Genomic DNA, 20,837 nt, shown 5'->3' on the forward strand with positions numbered 1-20,837 from the left:
ATCCAAATGATCGCGCGGCATCGCCGCGAACTGGTCGCCGCGAACCTGGTCGCGGTACTCGGCGCACTGGCGGCCGTGCCGGTGCCGCTGCTGATACCCTTGCTGGTCGACGAGGTCCTCCTCGACCAACCGGCGGCAGCGGTCGGCACGATGAACGCGCTGTTTCCCGAGGCATGGCACGGACCGGCTCTGTACATCCTCGCAATCCTCGCACTGACCCTGCTGCTCCGCCTGTTTACCCTGGTGTTCAACGTCTGGCAGACGCGTGAATTCACGCTGATCGCCAAGGACGTGATCTTCAGCATCCGACGCACCCTGCTGCAGCGCCTGGAACGTTTCTCGATGGCCGAGTACGAAACGCTCGGCAGCAGCACGGTCGCCTCGCACCTGGTCACCGACCTCGACGCCATCGACCAGTTTGTCTCGCAGTCCACCAGCAAGTTCATCGTAGCCGTGTTGAGCGTGATCGGCACCGCGCTGGTGTTGTTGTGGATGCACTGGCAGCTCGCGCTGTTCATCCTGCTGCTCAATCCTGTCGTGATCTACCTGACCACGGTGTTCGGGCGGCGCGTGAAATCGTTGAAGGCGCGCGAGAACTCGGCTTACCAGGCGTTCCAGGAATCACTCGCCGAGACCCTCGACGCCATCCAGCAGATCCGCGCAAGCAACCGCGAACGCCACTATGTGCAGCGCGTGATCACGGCCGCGGGGCGTATCCGTGACCATTCCGCGAGTTTCACCTGGAAGAGCGATGCCGCGAACCGCCTGTCGTTCATGGTGTTCCTGTTTGGCTTCGACCTGTTCCGCGCCCTGTCGATGTTCATGGTGCTGTATTCCAATCTGACGATCGGCGAGATGCTCGCGGTCTACGCCTACCTGTGGTTCATGATGACGCCCGTGCAGGAGATCCTGAACATTCAGTACGCCTACCAGGCCGCCAAGGCCGCGCTCGCCCGGATCAACCAGCTGATGGACGTCGGGCTGGAGCCGCACTATCCGAACCTGGTGGATCCGTTTCACGGCAAGCAGACCACCAGCATCCGCATCGAGGACGTCTGCTTTCGCTACGGTGAGGGCCCGCCGGTGCTCAAGGACCTCAATCTGCGGATTGCCGCCGGCGAGAAAGTCGCGCTGGTCGGGGCCAGCGGCGGCGGCAAGACCACCCTGGTCCAGATACTGCTCGGTCTCTACCTGCCCGAACGCGGCCAGGTGTACTTCGATGACGTACCGGTGACCCAGATCGGCCTGGACGTCGTGCGCGACAACGTAGCGACGGTGTTGCAGCACCCCGCCCTGTTCAACGACAGCATACGGGGCAACCTCACGCTCGGCCGACCGATCGACGAACAGCGGCTTTGGCGCGCACTGCGGATCGCGCAACTCGACGAGGTCGTGCGTGCGTTGCCGAACGGACTCGATACCGTGGTCGGACGCGGCGGCATCCGCCTGTCCGGGGGGCAGCGCCAGCGGCTGGCGGTGGCACGGATGGTGTTGAGCGATCCGAAAATCGTCATCCTCGACGAGGCGACCTCGGCGCTCGACACCACCACTGAACAGCGCCTGCACGGCGCGCTGCGCGAGTTCCTCAGTGGACGGACGACGTTGATCGTCGCGCACCGCCTCAGCGCCGTGCGTCAGGCCGATCGCGCGCTGGTATTCGAGGACGGACGCATCGTCGAGGAAGGCAGCCACGAGGAACTGATGCGCAGCGACGGCCTGTACGCCAGCCTGTACCAGCACGCGGAATCGTGACCCACCCGTGCCGCTGATTCACAGCCGGTTCCGACCCGCCTGGTGGTTGCGCAGCGCGCACGCGCAGACGCTGTGGCCGGCGTTGCTGCGCCGCAGGCCACGCCTGCAAGTCACCTGGGAACGGCTCGAACTCGATGACGGGGACTTTCTCGATCTCGCCTGGTCCGGCCCGGACGACGCGCCCATCGTGATGCTGTTTCACGGTCTGCAGGGCAGCATCCATTCCCACTACGCCGGGGCGTTGATGCACCACCTCAACCGCCAGGGGCTGCGCGCCTGCCTGATGCATTTTCGCGGCTGCAGCGGCGTCCCCAATCGACTTCCGATCAGCTACCACAGTGGCAAGACCGACGACCCGCAGCGCCTGCTCGAACACATCGCCGCCGTCAGCGGTGGCCCGCCGTTCGCGGCAGTCGGGGTGTCACTCGGCGGCAACGTGCTGTTGAAATGGCTGGGCGAACAAGGGCCCGCATCGCCGCTGCGCCGTGCCGCGGCCCTCTCGGTGCCGTTCCGCCTGGACGCCGCTGCCGACCGTCTGCAACATGGCCTGTCGCGCCTCTACCAACGCCACCTGGTCACGAGCATGCAGGCGGCCTACCGGCGCAAGTTCTCGCGCATGTCATCGCCGCTGGACGTGGACGTGGGGCGGCTCACCACCTTCCGCCTGTTCGACGACCAGGTCACCGCGGCGTTGCACGGATTCGACGGCGTGGACGACTACTACAGCCGGTGCAGCAGTCGCCCGTTCATCGCGAACATCCGCGTGCCGACATTGATCCTGCACGCACAGGACGATCCGTTCATGTTCCCGGACACGCCGCCGGCATCCGACGAACTGCCCGAAAACGTCTTTCTGGAACTCACGCCACACGGTGGCCACGCCGGATTCATCGGCGGTCGCCTGCCGGGCTGGCCCGACTACTACGCCGAACGGCGGATCGCGCAATGGATCGCCGCGGACTGATGCTCTCACCGCTTACATCAGCTGGTATGGGACCTCCTGGTCGAGTCCCAGCGTCTGTGCGCCGAGTTGTAGCGCCTGATCGACAAAGGCGTCCAGCACAGCCCATTGGTCACCGACGTCCAGCACCTCGTCCATCGCGCTGTTGATCAGGCGCAGGGCATGGCTGCCGTCGCCACGCCGGCCCGGCGGCAGTCGCTCGCTGGCGACAAACAGGCGCGGCTGAGATTCGCCCTCGCGCACGAAGGCCGCAATGAAGCGGTAGTCTCGCCCGTCGCCGGACTCGATATCGCCGAGCACGGTCACCGCATATTCGCCGTACTGATAGCGTCTTTGCGGAATCGCCCGCTGGATCTTGGGGAACCCACTCATGCCGGTGACCACCTTCCCCTCAGATGACTTCCTTGTCACCGAATCGCGTGCTGCCAATGCGCAGCACCAGCACCGACAACGTCAGGATCAGGATGGCGCCGGTGAGCGTCAGCATATGCGTATCCGACATCGATTTTATGTCGACCGCCAGCACCCGGGTCAGCGCAGTGACCGCGATATAGATCAGGTAACGTACCGGCAGATGCTTGGTCTGAAAATAGATGCCGACCATCGCACCCAGCTCCAGGTAGATGAACAGCAACAGGACGTCTTTGATCTTCGGCCCGCCCTGCGCGATGATGTCGAACACCTCGACCCAAGAGGCCCAGACGATCGCTGCGCCGATCACGAACAGGCCAACCAGATGAAAGATCTCGAACAGCTTATTGCCAAGGTTGATCAGTTTCTCATCGAGCACGTGTTGCGTCATCGCTGCAGGTTCCGCTGGCATTGGATGTCCGCAAGCCTAACCAAGGTATCGCGGCGCTGCAAAGCCCCGCTGCTGCCGCTGTGCTTGGTGTTGACCGCAGCCGGGGCGAATGCGGCGGCGCCGGTTGCCGACGGGCTGAGGGACTGCATCGCGAAAGCCCGCGATCCGGGCGCCATCGCCGCCTGTGAGCATCGCGCGCGCAGCGCCCTGCAGGCGCACATACAGCAGCTCGGTGACGAGATCCGGTCCCGGCTGGACGCCCGCGAACGACAGCAGTTCGAACACAACGTCGCGGCCTGGGAAGCCTTCTTCGCCGCAGAGAAGAAGATGCTCGAACTCAGCCTGGGCGCACGTGGCGACGGACTGGGGGCGACCCTGATGCCCGGCGCCGTCAATCGGCTGTACGAGCAGCGCGAACAACAGCTGCGCGAGCACCTGCACAACCTGAAGTCCGCACCCGCTGCTTCCGGTTAGTGGGCCACACCATCACCCGGCGAAACACGCGGTTTCAGGTGCTCGGAGCACGCACGGCTCGGCTAGAATGGCCGCGCCGGACCTCATTTGAGCGGAGCGATACACGCCATGCCCTACTTCGTCTACTACGTCACCAAGCACGCCGACAGCCCGAAAAAGTCGCTTGAGCATATCGAGACCTTCGACAACTTCAAGACGGCGCGCAACCTGGCACGCGAGAAGCGCGCAGAACTGCAAAGCGCAGGGAGCGCCCGCGATTGCCGGCTGATCTTTGCGAAAAATCAGGTGGAGGCAGAAAAGCTGCTCAGCGCTCCGCGCGAAGAACGGGTCATCGGCGAGGATTGAGCGCGCCTACCACTGGGCCCACCACAGTCGCAGGCGCAATCCGAGCTCGGTCGCGTATCCCATGTGGGCACTGCGGATCTCGCCTCCACGATCGACGATGAACGTCGCCGGGACCCCGTTCACTCCCCACGCCTGTGCGATGTCGCCCCGCTCATCCAGGACCACCGGCATCGCCAACCCCTGGTCCTCCAGATAGGCCGCGACATCCTCTGCACTGCCCGAACTGGTCGCGACCGTCACCACCCGGCCGTCGGCGGCGATGCTGGCGATGTTGTCCTGCTCAAGGCGGCATACCGGACACCAGGTCGCCCAGAAATGCACCATGACCGGGCCTTCGGTCGTTTCCAGCTGGTATGGCGAGCCGTCAACCAGCAGACCGACCAGCGGAGGTGCCCTGCCCCCGGCGAGATCGCGCGCCTGCCACCATTGCACCGCAACGACAATCGCCAGCAGGATCAACAGATCGCGCACCCATCGGACCCAACGTCGGGCTCGTCGCGGGCCTTGCTGCGTAGTCTGTGGATCTCCCATCTGGTCTTTCCGCAGGCGCTGAATAGAGGACCGTGGCCGGCCGGGAGAGATGCATCCGGGTAGCCGCAGCCTGCGGCACCGGTCTAGCGCAGCGCGATGCGCTCTCCGTCGCGCTGGTCGTTGTAGAACTGCATGACCCGACGCACGTAACCCTGGGTCTCGTCGTAGGGCGGAATCTGGTTGCCAAACCGGATCACGGCGTTCTCACCCGCATTGTACGCGGCCAGCGCAAGCCGTAGATCCTGATCGAACAGCTGCAACAGGTCGCGCAGGTAGGCGCTGCCGCCCTGCAGATTCTGCGCGGCGTCACTCCGGTCGGATACGCCGTAGCGCTCGGCGGTCGCCGGCATCAGCTGCATCAGCCCGACGGCCCCTTTCGACGATATCGCGTCCGCACGGTACGCCGACTCCGCGCGCACCACGGCGTGTACCAGTTCGGGACGCAGATCGTTGTCTTGCGCGGCGCGTTCGATCAAGGGAGTCAAGCGATCGCGTCGCCGGTACATGTCGGCGAGCGCCGTCGAGCTGCCCGGCGCGGTGGCCTTGACTCCACCGCCGGTCGAGATCGAATAGCGCTTGAGGAGCTGCATGCCGCGCATCGGTTTGTCGGTCAGATGTATATGGCCGCGTGCATCACGATACTTGTACACCTCCGCGGCCGCGAGCGACGGCACGGCGAGCGCGCAGACCAGCAGAAATTTGATCGTGATATGCATGTTTCGATACCCGCGGCGAATATTAGCACCTGCGGACGAGGCAAGGGCCGACGCCGCCGTGATGATGTCCGTGTGGAGGTTAACGGCGATTCCGGCGGTCGACTTTAACCGGGCGCTGCAAACTGCGAACCCTTTCGCCAAACCAGGATCCGGTTGTTGACCGGCATCTCGACGTCTTCTTCGAGCACCAGGCCCTGCGCGGTCGCGAGCTCCGTCAGCCAGGTCAGATCGCGCACGCCCATCGCAGGGTCGCGATCCTTCAGCCATGCATCGAAACGCGCGTTGCTGGGCGCATTGTGCCGTCCATCGTACGAGAACGGGCCGTAGAGCAGGAACAGGCCTGCGTCCGCCAGTACCCGCCCCACCCCGCGAAACATCGCCTCGACCGCCCCGGTCGGCATGATATGCGCGGTATTGGCGCTGAACACCGCGTCGAAGGGTCCGCCGGGCCACCGGTCCTCGAGTACGTCCAGACGGATCGGGCGACGGATGTTGTCAGACGGCTCGGCGTCCAGCCAGGCGTTGATACCGTCGAGGTTTTCCGCCCGGTCGCTGGTGTGCCACGTGAGGTGGGGCAGCTCGGGCGCGAAGTACACCGCGTGCTGCCCGGTACCGCTGCCGATCTCGAGCAGTGTCGAACAGCGCGTCAGGCGCCCGCGCAGCACGGCCGCAATCGGTTCCCGGTTTTCTACGCAGGACTCGGCGAACGGCCGGTTCACGGCGTCGCGGGTCATGCCCCGCAGCACTTCTTGTATTTCTTGCCACTGCCGCAAGGACAGGGATCGTTGCGTCCGACCCTGGGCGCCTCGTGGCGCAGTGTCTGCGGCTTCGGCAGCTGCCCGTCGACGTAGTACCAGCGCCCACGGTGACGTGCGAAACGGCTGCGCTCGTGATGCTTCTGCACCTTGCCACCCTCGTCGAAGGTGGCGATAAACTCGACCCAGGCCTCGTCCTCATCCGGCTGCACCGGCGGTGCATCGACGATCTCGAGCGCGAGCCATTGCGCACCCTCGGACCAGCGCCGTGTCGCATCCCGATCCCAGTCGTGACGGTGGTCCGGGTGCAGTGTCTCGCCCAGGTAGTCGATCGCGTTCTCCACATAGGCGCTGTAGCGCGAACGCATCAGGGCTTCGGCCGTCGGCGGAATCGCCTCGCCGGAGATGTACGGCGCACAACACGCCTCGTAGGGGCGGCCCGAGCCGCAGTGACAGCCAGACATGGATACTCTTGCTTCGTCGAACCGTGGGAACGCGGCGGATTCTACCGCGAATCGGCTGCGCTCACGCAGATTGTCGCGTTCAGAACCACCACGCGAGCAGGAGCGTCACCGCGAGCACGGTACCGGTCTCGAGGGCCAGTGCGAGCAGCGGGACCCTGTGCGGTGGTGACTGTAGTTCGGACCTTGCCGTCTGATACTCCATCTGAGGCTGCCTTCTGCTAAAATGCGTTGCACACTTTGTATATACAAATAATACACACCGGACAGGCCCTGTTCAATGCCGAAAGAAAAGGTGATCAATTTCCGCATCGATAGCCAGCTGAAGAAAGAGGCCAAGAAACTGGCCGAGTCTGACGGCCGCAGCCTTTCGAACTGGATCACCCTGCTGATCGAACGTGAGATCAAGCGCGCCCGCCGGGCGCCATAGCGGACAGGTCCTGGGACACCGCTCCGCTCAAAGGCCCAATGCCTGCCAGCGTCGGATGATCCGCTTGACCGAAACCGGGTAAGGCGTCTTCAACGCCTGGGCAAACAGGGACACCCGCAACTCCTCCAGCATCCAGCGGATCTCCTCGAGCCGTGGATCGACCTGCCGTTGCCGTTCGGCGGCGTGCTGGCGGGCCAGCCAGTCGGCCTGCAGCGCGGCCATTTCCTGCATGCGCTCGGCATCGCGGGCCGCAGCGACGGCAAGCTTGTCGAGGCGAAGTTCCAAGGCGTTGAGGTAACGCGGCAGATCGACCAGCCGGTTCGCGTCGGTCCCGTGCAGGAACCCGCGGAACACCAGTCGGTCCAGTTGCGCCTGCATGTCGGTGACCGCGTCGCGCCAGTGGGTCTGGGTGGTCGCCGCAAGCCGGGCGCGCAGTCGGTGCGCAGCCTCCAGGATCTGCGCCGCCAGATCGCCAGTCTGACGCACCAGTCCCACCAGCTGCGGCCTGACCGCGTCGCGCAGCCGAGCGAATCCGTCCGGATCCCGCACCGACCACACGTCGTCAGGCATGCCCCGGTCGAATGCCAGCTCCAGGATCTCGTCGAGCACGTCGATCGCGTCGGCCGGCTCGCCGGTCGGCGCCGGCGCCGGCGCCACGTTCGCGTACTGCAGGCGCATCGCCTGCAGACCACGCACGTCTTTCTTCAGACCGCGCACGATCTTCGCTTCGCGCAGCATCAGCAACCGGCGGACGCCGGCACGGTGCGCTCGCTGGGCGGCTGGCAGGCTGTCGAGGATCTCGACCGTGACGTGGTCGCGACGGTCGATGACTGCCGGGAACCCGCGAATCCGCATGCCGCCGGCACGCTGGGTAACCTCCGCGGGCAGCACGTCGCAGGTCCAGTCGACCAGTCGCTGCTCGGCAAGTGTCGCCGGACCGGGCCCGCTGGGTGGCAGCGCACGCGCCTGACCGGCGAACTCGAGCTGCAACTCCGCCAGGTACCGCGAGACCGCGACCTCGCTCCTGCCCTCCGCGTCCATGACCCGGATGCGCAGTTTGAGGTAGTCGGGCAGCTGTTCGGGTTGCCACGCGTCTTCGGGGATATGGATACCGGTCAGCTGCTTCAGTGTCGCGCCCAGGGTCTGGATCAGCGGCGCGTCCGACGCCGGCAACACCGCCAGGCATCGTTCGGCGAAATCCGGAATCGGTACCAGTTGCCGGCGCAGCGCCTTGGGCAGCGACTTCAGCAGCGCGGTGACCTTCTCGCGCAAGAGGCCCGGCACTATCCGGTCGACCATCCCCGGCGTCAGCTGGCCGAGCACCGTGACCGGCACCTTGAGGGTCACGCCGTCGCCGGCCTCCCCGGGCTCAAAATGGTAGTGCAGCGGCAGACGCGTGCCCTGGAGGTCGACATGGTCCGGGTACTGCGCGACCCAGTCGAGCTCCATGTCCGCACGCTGCAGGTCCTGCCTGCGCATATGCAGCACCTTCGCCCGGTCGGACGGCAGGCCGCGCAGCCACGTCTCGAGTTGAGCGACGCTGTAGATGCCATCGGGTACGCGATTCGCGTAGAAACCGTAGATCACCTCCTCGTCGACCAGGATGTCGCGCCGCCGCGATTTCGCCTCGATATCGTGCAGTTCGGCGATCATCTCGCGGTTGTGACGCCAGAACGGGGCGCGCGTGTTCATGTCGCCTTCGGTAAGACCATGCCGCAGAAACAGGTCGCGCGACTGCTGTGGATCGATCGGGCCGTAGTTGACCTTGCGCCGCGGAACGATCGGCAGACCGTACAAGGTCACCTTCTCGTCAGCCGCGACCTGTCCGGCACGGCCCTGCCAGCGCGGCGACGAATAGCTGTGGTTGACCAAGTGCTTCGCCAGCGGCTCGACCCATCCCGGTTCGATCGCCGCGACGATGCGCGCGTACAACCGCGTCGTCTCCACGAGTTCGGAGCCCATCACCCACTTCGGTTGCCTGGCGAACAGTCCGGACCCGGGAAAGACATGGAAGTGACGGTTGCGCGCACCCAGGTAATCGCGCGCATCGCCCTGGGTACGCATGCCGATGTTGCTCAGCAATCCACTCAACAGGGCGCGGTGCAGGGTCGCGTAGTCGGCGTCCTGTTCATTGTCGCGATAACCGAGTTCGTGGAGCTGGACGCGCAGCTGTACCTGCACGTCGTGCCACTCGCGTACCCGCGTCGGGGAGAGAAAATGCAAGCGGCACAGGCGTTCGAACTTGCGTCGAGTCAGATGCCGACGGTTTTCTTCGAGGAATGCCCACAGCTTCAGGTAGGCGATGAAGTCCGAGCGCTCGTCGTTGAACTGCGCATGCGCCTCGTCCGCCTCCTGGCGTTTTTCGGCGGGCCGTTCACGCGGATCCATCACCGACAGCGCAGCGGCGATGATCACGACCTCGCGCAGACAACCTGTCTCCGCGGCAGCGATCAGCATGCGGCCTATCCGCGGATCCACCGGCAGGCGCGCCAGTTTCTGGCCCAGCCGGGTGACGCGCTGCCGGGTATCGACCGCGGCCAGCTCCTCGAGCAGCTTGTAGCCGTCACGGACCAGTCGGTTGTCCGGAGGATCGACGAACGGAAAGGAACCGACGTCACCGAAACCCAGGGTAGCCATCTGCAGGATGACGGCCGCGAGGTTGGTGCGCTGGATCTCGGGCTCTGTGAATGCGGTGCGCGCCTCGAAGTCGTCTTCGTCGTACAGACGGATGCAGATGCCTTCGGCAACCCGGCCGCAACGCCCCTTGCGCTGCTCGGCACTGGCCTGCGAGATGCGTTCCACCGGCAGGCGCTGGATCTTGCTGCGCGCGCTGTAGCGGCTGATACGCGCGAAACCCGCATCGATGACGTATCGGATACCAGGCACCGTCAAGGAGGTCTCGGCGACATTGGTCGCGAGCACGATGTGCCGCCGCCCGCTCGGTGCAAACACACGCGCCTGTTCCGCCGGGCTCAGGCGCGCGTACAGCGGGATCACCTCGCTGTGCAGCATCTTGTGTTTGCGCAGCGACTCGCTGGTCTCGCGGATCTCACGCTCTCCCGAAAGGAACACCAGGATGTCGCCACGACCCTCGAGACTCAGTTCGTCGATCGCGTCGACGATTGCCTGCTGCATCGCCTCGTCACGTTCGCCGGCCCCTGGCTCCACGGGTGGCCGGTAGCGCACCTCGACCGGAAAGGCCCGTCCGGACACCTCGATGACCGGTGCGTCACCGAAGTGGCGGGAGAAGCGGCCGGGGTCGATGGTTGCCGACGTGATGATCAGCTTGAGATCGCTGCGCCGATGCAGCAGCTTGTACAGATAACCGAGCAGGAAATCGATGTTGAGACTGCGCTCGTGGGCTTCGTCGATGATCAGGGTGTCGTATTCGAGCAGATCCCGGTCGTGGCGTATCTCCGCCAGCAGGATGCCATCGGTCATCAGCTTGATCTGCGTCTCGTCGGCGACATGGTCCCGAAAGCGCACCTTGTAACCGACGCTCTGTCCGATCTCCTGCCCCAGCTCGTCGGCGATCCGGCTCGCCAGGCTGCGCGCCGCAATGCGTCGCGGCTGCGTGTGCCCAATGCGGCCAAAAACGCCTCGCCCCAGGTCCAGGCAGATCTTCGGCAGTTGCGTGGACTTGCCCGAACCGGTCGCACCGCACAGAACGACGACCGGATGATCGCGGATCAAGGCGCGAATCTCGTCCAGCCGCGCGGTGATCGGCAGTGCCTCCGGGAAACCCACGGTCGGTCGTTGTTCCGTACGCCGCCCCGCAATCGCCACCGAGCGTTGCACTGCCTCGTCGAATGCCAGCTGGTCCGCGGCGGCGGCATCCTCCCCCAATCGGCCACGCAGACGCCGCAACCGAGGACGGTCGCGCAGCAGGCACTTATCGAAGTTGTCGTTCGACTCGGGCAAGGCAGGACACCGAAGCAAAGGCCGCGATTATAGCGTCGCGTCGCCGCGGCATGCCGCGACCGTTTCAGTGCAACAGCCGCTCGACCACGCCCAGTTCGCCCGGACAGTGTTGCGCCGCAGACATGGCGTACCAGCGCCCCGCCTCGCCGGGATCGGCCGTTACACCGATCCCGAGCTCGTACATCAATCCCAGTTCGTACTGCGCCTCGGCATCACCGAGTTCAGCGGCCCGTCGATAACGCGCGGCAGCCCGCGGCGCGTCGCGGTCAACACCCAGACCACGGCGGTAGACATGGCCCAGAACCAGGTTGGCCTGAGCGTCGCCCCGGTCGGCCAGGTCGACCCACAAGGCGATGGCTTCGGCACGATCGCCACGCTGCCAGGCCGACAGTGCACCGGCCGACCGATCGGCACTCGTCGCGGGCGGCACGAGCACGCAGATGACACACAGTAAGCAATAAAATCTCATCTTAGGACGTTACTTCCGAACACCCTTACAAGACGCTGTCGTCTCTAAAGAATTGTATGCGACAGCCACTATAAAAGCAGCGAAGGGACTCTCGCGACGTCACCGATCACGACGAGCATCACCCTACGAGGCACCCGTCCAACGTGCGCGAACCGACCCTTCATTCGACCGCCAACCCACTGGTCAGACGCTACGACGTCCGCGCGATCACGACGCTCGGTTTCGCTTTGATCATCGGTATCCTGCTGATCTCGATCATCGGCGGCTACCACACCACCAGCCATCACAACGACGAGATCTCGAGACTGGTCCGCGATGCGGGGATGAAGACGGTCCTCGCCTACACCATGCGCGAGGCGATTCGCGAACGTATCGATAGCCTGCGCGCCATGGCGACGCTCGCAGACCCGTTCGATCGCGACGACGAGAAGATGCGCTTCTTCGCGCATGCCGGCAAGTACATACGCGCACGCCAGTCCCTGATCAATACGCTGACGACAGACGGGGAACGACGCATATTCCAGATGCTGGATGCCACCGCCGGTCGCGTCGGTCCACCGAACACGCGCGCACTGCGATCACTGTTTGACGACTCGGTCGGCAAGACGGAACGCAACGCTGCGGTACAGGCATCGATAGATGGACACCTGGCCCTTCTCGGGCGCCTGGACGAGATGGTCAGGACCATCCACCAGACCGCCCAGGTCCGGATCCAGGAGGCCGGCAGCGACCTGCACGAGGCACTGCTGATGACCATGATGGCCGGCATGGCCGCGTTCGCCGTTGCCGTAGGGATCGCCACCTTCGTGATCGTCAACGCGGGGCAGCGCAACCGCCAATTGTCGCACCACGCGGCACACGACGTATTGACCGGCTTGCTCAACCGCCAGGCGTTCGAGGCGTCGCTCGGGCTGACGCTGGAGCAGACCAAATACTCGCCGGCCAAGCATGCACTGATGTTCATGGATCTCGATCGCTTCAAGGTGGTCAACGACACCTGCGGCCATCGCGCCGGCGACGCCTTGTTGAAGGACCTGTCGTCGACCCTGGAGGGTTCGTTGCGCCATTCCGACGTGCTGGCACGCATCGGTGGCGACGAGTTCGGCGTGCTGCTGCGCTACACCGCGGCAGACGATGCGGCGGCGGTTGCCGAGAAACTGCGCCACACGGTCGAGGATTTCAGGTTCGAATGGGAGCACCAGACGTTCGAGGTCGGCGCATCGATTGGCCTGGTACCCTTCGGGACCGATTCGATCTCGCTCGAGGAACTCCTCAGCACCGCGGACGCCTGCTGCTATTCCGCCAAAGAGGAAGGACGCAACCGGGTACACCAGGCGAATGCCAACGCCGAGAGCGTGCAGCGCCGCTCTGGCGAGATGCGCTGGATCAGCCGGATTTCGGATGCGATCCGCAATGACCTGTTCGTCCTGTATGGACAAATGATCCTGCCGATCAACAATGCGCTTGACGACGGTCGCCTCACCCTGGAGGTGCTGCTGCGAATGAAGGACGACGATGGCCTCGGGCTGATTCCACCGGGCCAGTTCCTACCCGCCGCAGAACGTTACGGCATCGTGCCGGACATCGATCGCTGGGTGGTCCGCAACAGCCTGCTGTGGTTGGCCAGCTTCGGCAAGACCGCAGAAAACATTCGCCTGAACATCAACATCTGCGGCCCAGCCGCGTCGGATCCGCAATTCCATCGCTTCGTCCGCTCGCTGATCACCGAGACGGGTGTGCCGCCGCAGTCGCTGTGCTTCGAGATCACCGAGTCGACCGCGATCCGCAGCCTGGCCAATGCGGCGGCATTGGTCGATGCGCTCGGCGATCTGGGCTGCCGTTTCGCGCTCGATGATTTCGGCAGCGGACTGTCGTCATTCAACCAGCTCCGCCACCTCAAGGTCGACTACCTGAAGATCGACGGCAGCTTCATTCACAACATCGATCGCGATCCGATCAACCGCGCCATGGTCGAATCGATCAACAGCATCGGCAAGAAACTCGGCAAACGTACGGTCGCCGAGTTCGTCGAGAATCACCGCATCCGGCGCATCCTCGAAGAGATCGACGTCGATTTCGCACAGGGATTCGGTCTGCACCGCCCGGAACCGCTGAGCGACATCCAGACGCAAATTCAGAAGGCGCGCGACCCACACGAGATCTCGCACTCGATCGTCGCCTGAGCCTCGGCTCGCGCTTCTCTGCGCGAGCGTCGATCAGTGCGCGCTGCCCTTCAACACGGCGACCATTCCCTCGATAGTGTCTTTCGCATCGCCGAAGATCAGCGCCGTGTTGTCCTGGTAGAACAGCAGATTGTCGACCCCCGAATAGCCGGGGTTCATCGAGCGTTTGAGGAAATACACCTGCTTCGACTTGCCCGCCTCGAGAATCGGCATACCGTAGATCGGGCTCGAAGGGTCCTCTTTGGCTGCCGGATTGACCACGTCGTTCGCGCCCACCACCAGGGTGACATCGGTGGACGGAAAGTCCGGGTTGATCTCGTCCATCTCGAGCACGTGGTCGTAGGGAATGTCGGCTTCCGCGAGCAACACGTTCATGTGACCCGGCATACGTCCTGCAACCGGATGGACTCCGAAGCGCACCTCCACACCACGCGCTTCGAGCAATCCCATCAGTTCCTTCAGCGAGTGTTGCGCCTGGGCCACCGCCATGCCGTACCCCGGCACCACGATCACCCGGTTCGCATCCTCCATCCAGTACACCGCGTCTTCCACCGACGCCGAACGTACGCCCTTTTCCATCGCGGCGGCACCGGCACTCGGGGCACCTGCGCTTTCGCTTCCGAAACCGCCGAACACGACATTGATGATCGAACGGTTCATCGCCTTGCACATGATGTAGGAGAGGATCGCCCCGGAGAACCCTACCAATGCGCCGACGATGATCAGCAGATTGTTGTGCAACGTGAAACCGGTGGCCGCCGCCGCCCACCCCGAGTAGCTGTTCAGCATCGAGATGATCACCGGCATGTCGGCGCCACCGATCGGGATGATCAGCGTCACACCCAGCACCAGGGCCAGCAGCGTCATGATGGCCAGCGACGACACGTCACCCGACGACGCGAAATGCACACCGAACGCGATCGCGGCCAGGGCGATTGCCGCGTTGAGCTGATGCTGCAGCGTGAACTTGACCGGTTTGCCGGAGATCAGTCCCTGCAGTTTTCCGAATGCGATGACCGAACCGGTGAACGTGATCGCACCGATGATCACGCCGGCTGACAACTCGCCCATCAACAACGCATTCAGTTGCCCGAGATCGCGCTTGTTGAAATAGGTGCCGATCGCGACCAACACTGCGGCGAGGCCCACGAAACTGTGCAACGCCGCAACCAGTTGCGGCATCGCCGTCATCTGTATGCGCATCGCCAGCACGGTACCGATCGGCGCGCCGACCAGCACCCCGGCGATGATGAACCCGTACGACTGCACGTCGCTGCCGAGCAGCGTCGCAACGATCGCAAGCGCCATGCCGGCCATGCCGTAGAAATTGCCACGACGCGCGGTCGCGGGATGGGTCAGTCCCTTGAGCGCCAGGATGAACAGAATGGCCGAGACGAGATAGGCGATGGCCTGGGCATTTGCGGAGATCTGCATACCTCAGGACCTCATTTGTTCTTTTTGCGAAACATGGCAAGCATCCGGTTGGTGACCAGGAAACCGCCAAACACATTGATCGAGGCGAGCAGCACCGCGAAGAAGCCGGTGATCTCGGCCAGGGTACCGGCCGATTCAAGACCGGTCACCAGCAAGGCTCCGACGATCACGATCCCTGAGATTGCATTGGTCAGCGCGACCAGGGGGGTGTGCAACGACGGCGTGACACCCCAGATCACCCAATAGCCGATGAAGCACGCCAGAACGAATACATAGAGTGCCACCAGTGTGTCTGGCATCGTATTTTCCTCAAATCAAAAATCGAATACCCGTGGCCCCGGCCGGCCGCCTCAGGTCGACGGGCGCAGTTGGGATGCGCGTGTTATCTCGTCGGCGTCCAGGTCCTTCAACACGACCCCGTCCGCCGAGCGCTCGAGCATGATGTCGAGCAGGTTCGCAATATTGCGTGCGTAGAACGCGCTCGCATCGGACGGCATCATCGCCGGATAGTTGGTGTGGCCGACCAATACCACGCGATGCTTGACCACGACCTTGTCGGCTTCGGTCAGCGGGCAGTTGCCTCCGGTCGATGCGGCCAGATCCACGATCACCGAACCCGGGCGCATGCGCTTGACGACGTCCTCCGTGACCAGCACCGGCGCCGGTCGGCACGGGATCAACGCGGTCGTGATGATGACATGCGCCTTCGCCAGTTCATCGGCGAGCAGTGCCTGCTGGCGGGCCTTGGCCTCATCGGAGAGTTCCTTGGCATAGCCCCCCTCGCCCGAGCCCTCCTCACCGATATCCAGGTCGATCGGTTTGGCTCCGAGCGACTGGATCTGCTCGCGCGTCTCCGGACGCACGTCATAGGCGTGTACGTCGGCCCCCAGGCGCCGTGCGGTCGCGATCGCCTGCAGGCCGGCCACCCCGGCGCCGAGCACCACGACACGGGCGGGCTTCGCGGAGCCGGCCGACGTCATCATCAGCGGCATGAAGCGACCGAAATGGCTGGCCGCTTCGATCACCGCCCGATAACCGGCGATATTGCTCTGCGACGACAGGGCGTCCATGGACTGCGCGCGCGATATCCGCGGAATCCGCTCCATCGCCAGCATCGTCACCCCACGGGTCTGTAGCGCGGCGATCACCGGGTCGTCGCCACAGGATTCGGCCAGGCCGATCAACACCGCACCTTCGCGCAGTTGCTCCACCTCGGCCGGCGTGGGCTTGCGCACCTTGGCGACAATGTCACATCCGAGCGCGCCGGCCGCGTCGGTGAACTGTCCGCCGACCGCCTCGTAAGCCGCATCCTCGAAGTCCGCCGCCTCACCGGCTCCGTGCTCCAGCCACACAGCCAGGCCGTTCTTGGTGAGCTTGGCAACCACGTCCGGCGTGGCCGCAACGCGCCGCTCACCATCGACTATTTCTTTCGGAATACCGATTTTCATAGTTATTTTGAAAAACTCGACTGTAGGGGCATGAATCAGCGGGCGATTATCGGCCGAACCGGACGGGACGGTCAAAATCAATGGTCATCATCCGGCAACGGCCGCCCAGGACGACACCCGCCGACGTCCAAGACCCGTTCGACACGGGCACCGAACGTCAGATCCTTTTACATTCCTGATATAAGACTACCTGAACTTTCAGTTACAACATATTGTAAATATTTGCTTATTTTTTATTGGCCCGCAATGTGCTTGATCAGAAAGCAAAAAAGCCGAGCGCAAGGGAACGCGACAGACAACAACAAAAACGACGCTGGCGCCTTTGAGGACGCCCATTCGAAGCCGGTTTTCACCGGCTTTGGTTTTTTTTACCGTCTTCTGGGCGCTGCACGACACCCGGCGCCTGTCAGAACCCCAGGCTGCGCCATTCTTCCGCCAGCTCCGTCAGCGAGTCTGTATCCCAATCCGGCCGGATCCCGGCGGGCAGGCCGGCGCCAGGCCCGAACCGCCCGCTGCGCACCAGCGCCGTTGCCATGCCCAGCGCCTGCGCACCGGCGATATCGGTATCGGGCCGGTCCCCGACCATCACGCAGTCGCCCGCCGCAAGCGCGAGTCGGTCGACCGCCATGCGGTACAACAGCGGATGCGGCTTGCCGACAACCACCGGCTCTACGCCGGTCGCCACCGCGAACGGCGCGACCAGGGCCCCACCGCCCGGTAGTACCTGGTGCCTGCCGTCGCGGTCGGCGTCGACGTTGTGATCGGGATTGGTGCTCACCAGGCGGGCACCGCGTTTGAGAATCAGGTTGATGCCGGTGGTCAGCGTGTGAAAGTCCAGGCCGGGGCCCTCGCCGACGACGACGAAATCCGCCGCTTCGGCGTCGTACGAACCGACGGCCCGCAGCGCCTCATCCAGGCCGGGGGCACCGACCGGGTAATAGCGAAAGCCCGGCTTCTCCAACGACAACCACGCGGCAGTCGCCAGGGCGCTGGTCAGGATCCGTTCCGGGCGCGGTCGCGGCAGCCCCAGCGCGGCGAAATGGTCGCTGATCTGCTGCGGCGTCCGAATCGGGTTGTTGGTGACGAAACAATGCGGCAACGCGGCGATGGCGTGCAGGAAACGCGCAGCCCCCGGCAACACGCGGTCACCGTGAAACAGCACGCCGTCCATATCGAGCAACACCGCCTTGAAACGCCTCGCCGTTGCCATCGGCCTGGGTTCAACCTGCGCCGAACGACCGCCAGACCCAGCGACCGGCGGAGACGGTCGCCAACACCAACCCGCCCGCGACGATCCCGATCACGGCATTCAGCAACATTGGCGTGACACCGGCAAGGACGGCGCCGAGCGCCGGGATCGCCTGCACACCATCGGTGGCGCCGTGGATCAGTTCATGCAGCCATGGCAGGCCGTGTACCAGTATCCCACCGCCGACCAGGAACATCGCCGCGGTGCCGGCAACCGACAGCAGCTTCATCAACCGGGGCGCCGCCGCGAGAATGCGCCGCCCGGACCAGCGCGCGAGGCGCGCGCCGCCCCCCTCCCCCGCAAAGCGACTCAACCACAAGCCGGCATCATCGAGCTTGACGATGCCGGCCACCAGGCCGTAGACGCCAGCCGTCATCAACAACGCAATGCCGATCAACACCGCAACCTGCGTCGCAAAACCGGCATCGGCGACAGTCCCCAGCGTGATCACGATGATCTCCGCCGAAAGGATGAAATCGGTGCGGATCGCACCGCGGATCTTGTCGCGCTCGATGTCCCGCATGTCGACCCTGGGATCGCCGAGGGCCTCCGTCAGCTGCGATTCGGTCTGCGCATCTTCTGCCCGTGAATGCAGGAGCCGATGCGCCAGCTTCTCGAACCCCTCGAAACACAAGAAGGCCCCGCCGAGCATCAACAAGGGAGTGATCGCCCAGGGAATCACCGCGCTGATCGCCAACGCCGCTGGCACCAGGATCGCTTTGTTGCGCAGCGAACCGGCGGCGACCGCCCAGACCACCGGCAGCTCACGATCCGCTCGGACGCCCGCCACCTGCTGTGCATTCAATGCCAGGTCATCGCCCAGTACGCCGGCGGTCTTTTTCGCCGCGACCTTGGTCATCAACGAGATATCGTCGAGCACCGTCGCGATGTCGTCGATCAATGCCAACAGGCTGGATGCCGCCATGCTCAGTTCCTGTGTCGTTTGTCTGCGGCAGATGATAACGCGCGACGTCGCCCGGGACGGGCTATACCGGCCGTCCACTCCAGAGGCGTCGTTCACTCGACAGCCCGCTATCGGTCTCTTGCACCCGGCGGCCGCGGGCCGGCCTGGATCGCGCACGAACACGCAGCGCTTCTGCGGTCAGGCGAATGCATTGCCTAACCTCGCTAAGCCCCGGCCGGTACCCGCCGATAACCATAGTGAGAGACGAGAAAGCCCACGCTTGCAAGAAGCGCAACGGCGATCGGGATGCTCCGTCGTGGCGACCAGCAGACAGCGACGCCGCGCTTCGTGGAGGGCAAACCATGAAGGCGTTGATCGAAAAAGTGATCGAACTTCTCGAAAGGACGCAGTTGGTCGAGTTCGACTATCGCGACAGCGGCGGCCTGCACCACGGTCATTGCTACGTCCGCTATCTGATCGGAGGCAAACCGCAGATCAAGCGCATGATGCGCAGCTTCGGCTATACCAACGTCCGTATCGCGTGAGCGAGTGCCGAGCATTCGGTGGTGGCCTGCCGTTTGCCACCACCATGCGCGCGCCCTATCATGCCGCTCTCTTTCCGGAGGCATAGTCGCTCAGCCCGACTGGGGGATCGACAACGGACTTCCGGCAGATTCCCGCGGCGACCCCGTCCCGATCTCGGGTTTGACAAGACCCGGGATGGACCGCGCCGGTCCGGGGGCGGAATCACGCGGCCGTGGTTTTGCCAGAACCATCCCGGAGATACCGCATGTTGTGTGTCGAATTACCAAGGCATCTGCGCGCTGGTACGCCTGGCGCGAGAGGTCACCGCGCCCGGCGCCGCGCGATTCCGACGGTTGGCCATGTCCATTGCCTGCCACAGGCAGATGGCGGACCTTGCCGATGATCTGGGCCTCAGTCGCGATCCTGGGCGGCTTCGCCCTGCTGGTCTGGAGCGCAGACCGCTTTGTCGAGGGTGCCGCCGCGACCGCACGCCACGCCGGGATGTCCCCGCTGTTGGTCGGTATGCTGATCGTCGGATTCGGCACCTCTGCGCCGGAGATGGTCGTGTCTGCAGTGGCGTCTCTCGATGGCAATCCGGAACTGGCGCTGGGCAACGCGCTCGGATCCAACATCGTCAACATCGGCCTGATACTCGGTGTCACTGCGTTGGTGGCACCGATCGCCGTGCATTCCAATATCGTCCGTCGCGAGTTGCCGCTGCTGCTGATGATCAGCGCACTGACTGGCAGCCTGCTTTGGGATCACGAGCTGAGCCGCATCGAGTCCGCACTGCTGTTGGCCGGTCTCGTCGGGCTGATCGGCTGGACCCTGGTCGAGGGCCTGAGGCATCGCACCGACGTGCTCGCCAAGGAGATGGACCAGGAGCTTCCGGAGCACCCGATGCCCCTGGGGCGCGCACTGATGTGGCTCGCAGTCGGACTGGTATTGCTGATCGTCAGTTCGCGTCTCCTGGTTTGGGGCGCGGTGGAGATCGCCCATGCGCTGGGTGTCAGCGACCTCGTGATCGGGCTGACGATCGTCGCACTCGGGACCTCGCTGCCGGAACTCGCGGCGTCGGTGATTGCCGCGCGTAAGGGTGAGCACGACATCGCGCTCGGCAACGTGATCGGCTCCAACATGTTCAATCTGCTGGCGGTGATCGGCATCGCCGGGGTGATAGCCCCGCTGCACGACATCACGCCGGACGCCGTGTCTCGCGACTGGCTGACCATGCTGGCGTTCACCGTCGCATTGTTCGTGATGGCCTACGGTTTTCGTGGGAATGGTCGGATCAACCGCCTCGAGGGACTGGTTCTGCTGATCGCGTTCGCGGCGTACAACAGTTACCTGGTGATCACCGCCAGCGCCGGCGGGTGACCGGAGCTCCCCCACCGGGGGCGCACTTGCCGGACCGGGATGCGATGTTGCTTTGCAGCAAACTGTACTCGGGGTAAATTTACCGGGTTCGGCCTGAGTG

Annotated in this window: 21 protein-coding genes; 8 read left to right on the forward strand and 13 right to left on the reverse strand. The window is 64.3% G+C overall.

The window, feature by feature from the left end:
- The first annotated feature begins 6 nt into the window (after positions 1-6).
- Positions 7-1,752, forward strand: a complete 1,746-nt coding sequence (locus H6955_21610) for an ABC transporter ATP-binding protein (GenBank protein ID MCP5316168.1) — start codon at positions 7-9, stop codon at positions 1,750-1,752.
- A gap of 7 nt (positions 1,753-1,759) precedes the next feature.
- A complete protein-coding gene (locus H6955_21615) occupies positions 1,760-2,716 on the forward strand; it encodes a hydrolase (GenBank protein ID MCP5316169.1) in 957 nt (318 codons plus the stop codon).
- Between the two features lie 12 nt (positions 2,717-2,728).
- Here the strand turns inward: H6955_21615 and H6955_21620 are convergent, their stop codons facing one another.
- Together H6955_21620 and H6955_21625 are read right to left on the reverse strand one after the other, a co-directional pair.
- The gene (locus tag H6955_21620) at positions 2,729-3,085 is read right to left on the reverse strand and encodes a hypothetical protein (protein ID MCP5316170.1); all 357 of its coding nucleotides are present in this window, start codon (positions 3,083-3,085) and stop codon (positions 2,729-2,731) included.
- A gap of 19 nt (positions 3,086-3,104) precedes the next feature.
- On the reverse strand, positions 3,105-3,515 hold the full coding sequence (locus H6955_21625) for a phosphate-starvation-inducible PsiE family protein (GenBank protein MCP5316171.1): 411 nt from the start codon (positions 3,513-3,515) through the stop codon (positions 3,105-3,107).
- 24 nt (positions 3,516-3,539) lie between these two features.
- On the opposite strand from H6955_21625, the gene H6955_21630 reads away from it, so the two are divergent.
- Together H6955_21630 and H6955_21635 are read left to right on the forward strand one after the other, a co-directional pair.
- Entirely contained in the window at positions 3,540-3,989 is a 450-nt protein-coding gene (locus H6955_21630) for a hypothetical protein (GenBank protein ID MCP5316172.1), read from the forward strand.
- Positions 3,990-4,097: 108 nt separating this feature from the next.
- Positions 4,098-4,334 carry a hypothetical protein gene (locus H6955_21635; GenBank protein MCP5316173.1) on the forward strand — a complete coding sequence of 79 codons (237 nt, stop codon included), beginning with the start codon at positions 4,098-4,100 and terminating at the stop codon, positions 4,332-4,334.
- Between the two features lie 6 nt (positions 4,335-4,340).
- Here H6955_21635 and H6955_21640 read toward each other — a convergent pair whose 3' ends face one another.
- The 4 genes from H6955_21640 to H6955_21655 all read right to left on the reverse strand — a co-directional run bounded on the left by H6955_21640 (position 4,341) and on the right by H6955_21655 (position 6,800).
- Positions 4,341-4,865, reverse strand: a complete 525-nt coding sequence (locus H6955_21640; protein ID MCP5316174.1) for a redoxin domain-containing protein — start codon at positions 4,863-4,865, stop codon at positions 4,341-4,343.
- 83 nt (positions 4,866-4,948) lie between these two features.
- Positions 4,949-5,581, reverse strand: coding sequence for a lytic transglycosylase domain-containing protein (locus tag H6955_21645; GenBank protein MCP5316175.1), 633 nt, complete (start codon positions 5,579-5,581; stop codon positions 4,949-4,951).
- A gap of 104 nt (positions 5,582-5,685) precedes the next feature.
- A complete protein-coding gene (locus H6955_21650) occupies positions 5,686-6,315 on the reverse strand; it encodes a DUF938 domain-containing protein (protein MCP5316176.1) in 630 nt (209 codons plus the stop codon).
- Positions 6,312-6,800 (reverse strand): YchJ family protein, encoded by a 489-nt coding sequence (locus H6955_21655; GenBank protein MCP5316177.1) that lies wholly within the window; start codon positions 6,798-6,800, stop codon positions 6,312-6,314. Before H6955_21655 ends, H6955_21650 begins: the two co-directional genes overlap by 4 nt.
- A 277-nt stretch (positions 6,801-7,077) precedes the next feature.
- Between H6955_21655 and H6955_21660 the strand changes: the two genes are divergently transcribed.
- Positions 7,078-7,227, forward strand: a complete 150-nt coding sequence (locus tag H6955_21660; protein MCP5316178.1) for a hypothetical protein — start codon at positions 7,078-7,080, stop codon at positions 7,225-7,227.
- Positions 7,228-7,254: 27 nt separating this feature from the next.
- On the opposite strand, the gene hrpA is transcribed toward H6955_21660, so the two are convergent.
- Both hrpA and H6955_21670 read right to left on the reverse strand, forming a co-directional pair.
- Positions 7,255-11,148 carry an ATP-dependent RNA helicase HrpA gene (gene hrpA / locus H6955_21665; protein ID MCP5316179.1) on the reverse strand — a complete coding sequence of 1,298 codons (3,894 nt, stop codon included), beginning with the start codon at positions 11,146-11,148 and terminating at the stop codon, positions 7,255-7,257.
- Positions 11,149-11,212: 64 nt separating this feature from the next.
- Entirely contained in the window at positions 11,213-11,617 is a 405-nt protein-coding gene (locus H6955_21670) for a sel1 repeat family protein (GenBank protein MCP5316180.1), read from the reverse strand.
- A 143-nt stretch (positions 11,618-11,760) separates the two neighbouring features.
- Between H6955_21670 and H6955_21675 the strand changes: the two genes are divergently transcribed.
- On the forward strand, positions 11,761-13,800 hold the full coding sequence (locus H6955_21675; GenBank protein ID MCP5316181.1) for an EAL domain-containing protein: 2,040 nt from the start codon (positions 11,761-11,763) through the stop codon (positions 13,798-13,800).
- 33 nt (positions 13,801-13,833) lie between these two features.
- Here H6955_21675 and H6955_21680 read toward each other — a convergent pair whose 3' ends face one another.
- From H6955_21680 to H6955_21700, 5 genes are all read right to left on the reverse strand, one after another.
- Positions 13,834-15,234 (reverse strand): NAD(P)(+) transhydrogenase (Re/Si-specific) subunit beta, encoded by a 1,401-nt coding sequence (locus tag H6955_21680; GenBank protein ID MCP5316182.1) that lies wholly within the window; start codon positions 15,232-15,234, stop codon positions 13,834-13,836.
- A gap of 11 nt (positions 15,235-15,245) precedes the next feature.
- Positions 15,246-15,533, reverse strand: coding sequence for an NAD(P) transhydrogenase subunit alpha (locus H6955_21685; protein MCP5316183.1), 288 nt, complete (start codon positions 15,531-15,533; stop codon positions 15,246-15,248).
- A 51-nt stretch (positions 15,534-15,584) separates the two neighbouring features.
- Positions 15,585-16,682, reverse strand: coding sequence for a Re/Si-specific NAD(P)(+) transhydrogenase subunit alpha (locus H6955_21690; GenBank protein MCP5316184.1), 1,098 nt, complete (start codon positions 16,680-16,682; stop codon positions 15,585-15,587).
- Positions 16,683-17,088: 406 nt separating this feature from the next.
- On the reverse strand, positions 17,089-17,892 hold the full coding sequence (locus H6955_21695) for an HAD-IIA family hydrolase (GenBank protein ID MCP5316185.1): 804 nt from the start codon (positions 17,890-17,892) through the stop codon (positions 17,089-17,091).
- A gap of 10 nt (positions 17,893-17,902) precedes the next feature.
- The gene (locus H6955_21700; protein ID MCP5316186.1) at positions 17,903-18,856 is read right to left on the reverse strand and encodes a DUF808 domain-containing protein; all 954 of its coding nucleotides are present in this window, start codon (positions 18,854-18,856) and stop codon (positions 17,903-17,905) included.
- Between the two features lie 341 nt (positions 18,857-19,197).
- On the opposite strand from H6955_21700, the gene H6955_21705 reads away from it, so the two are divergent.
- Together H6955_21705 and H6955_21710 are read left to right on the forward strand one after the other, a co-directional pair.
- Positions 19,198-19,380 carry a hypothetical protein gene (locus H6955_21705; protein MCP5316187.1) on the forward strand — a complete coding sequence of 61 codons (183 nt, stop codon included), beginning with the start codon at positions 19,198-19,200 and terminating at the stop codon, positions 19,378-19,380.
- A 379-nt stretch (positions 19,381-19,759) separates the two neighbouring features.
- Positions 19,760-20,737, forward strand: coding sequence for a calcium/sodium antiporter (locus H6955_21710; GenBank protein MCP5316188.1), 978 nt, complete (start codon positions 19,760-19,762; stop codon positions 20,735-20,737).
- Positions 20,738-20,837: the final 100 nt, after the last annotated feature.

The sequence above is a fragment of the Chromatiaceae bacterium genome (assembly GCA_024235395.1).
In the GTDB taxonomy this organism is placed as follows: domain Bacteria; phylum Pseudomonadota; class Gammaproteobacteria; order Chromatiales; family Chromatiaceae; genus Thiosocius.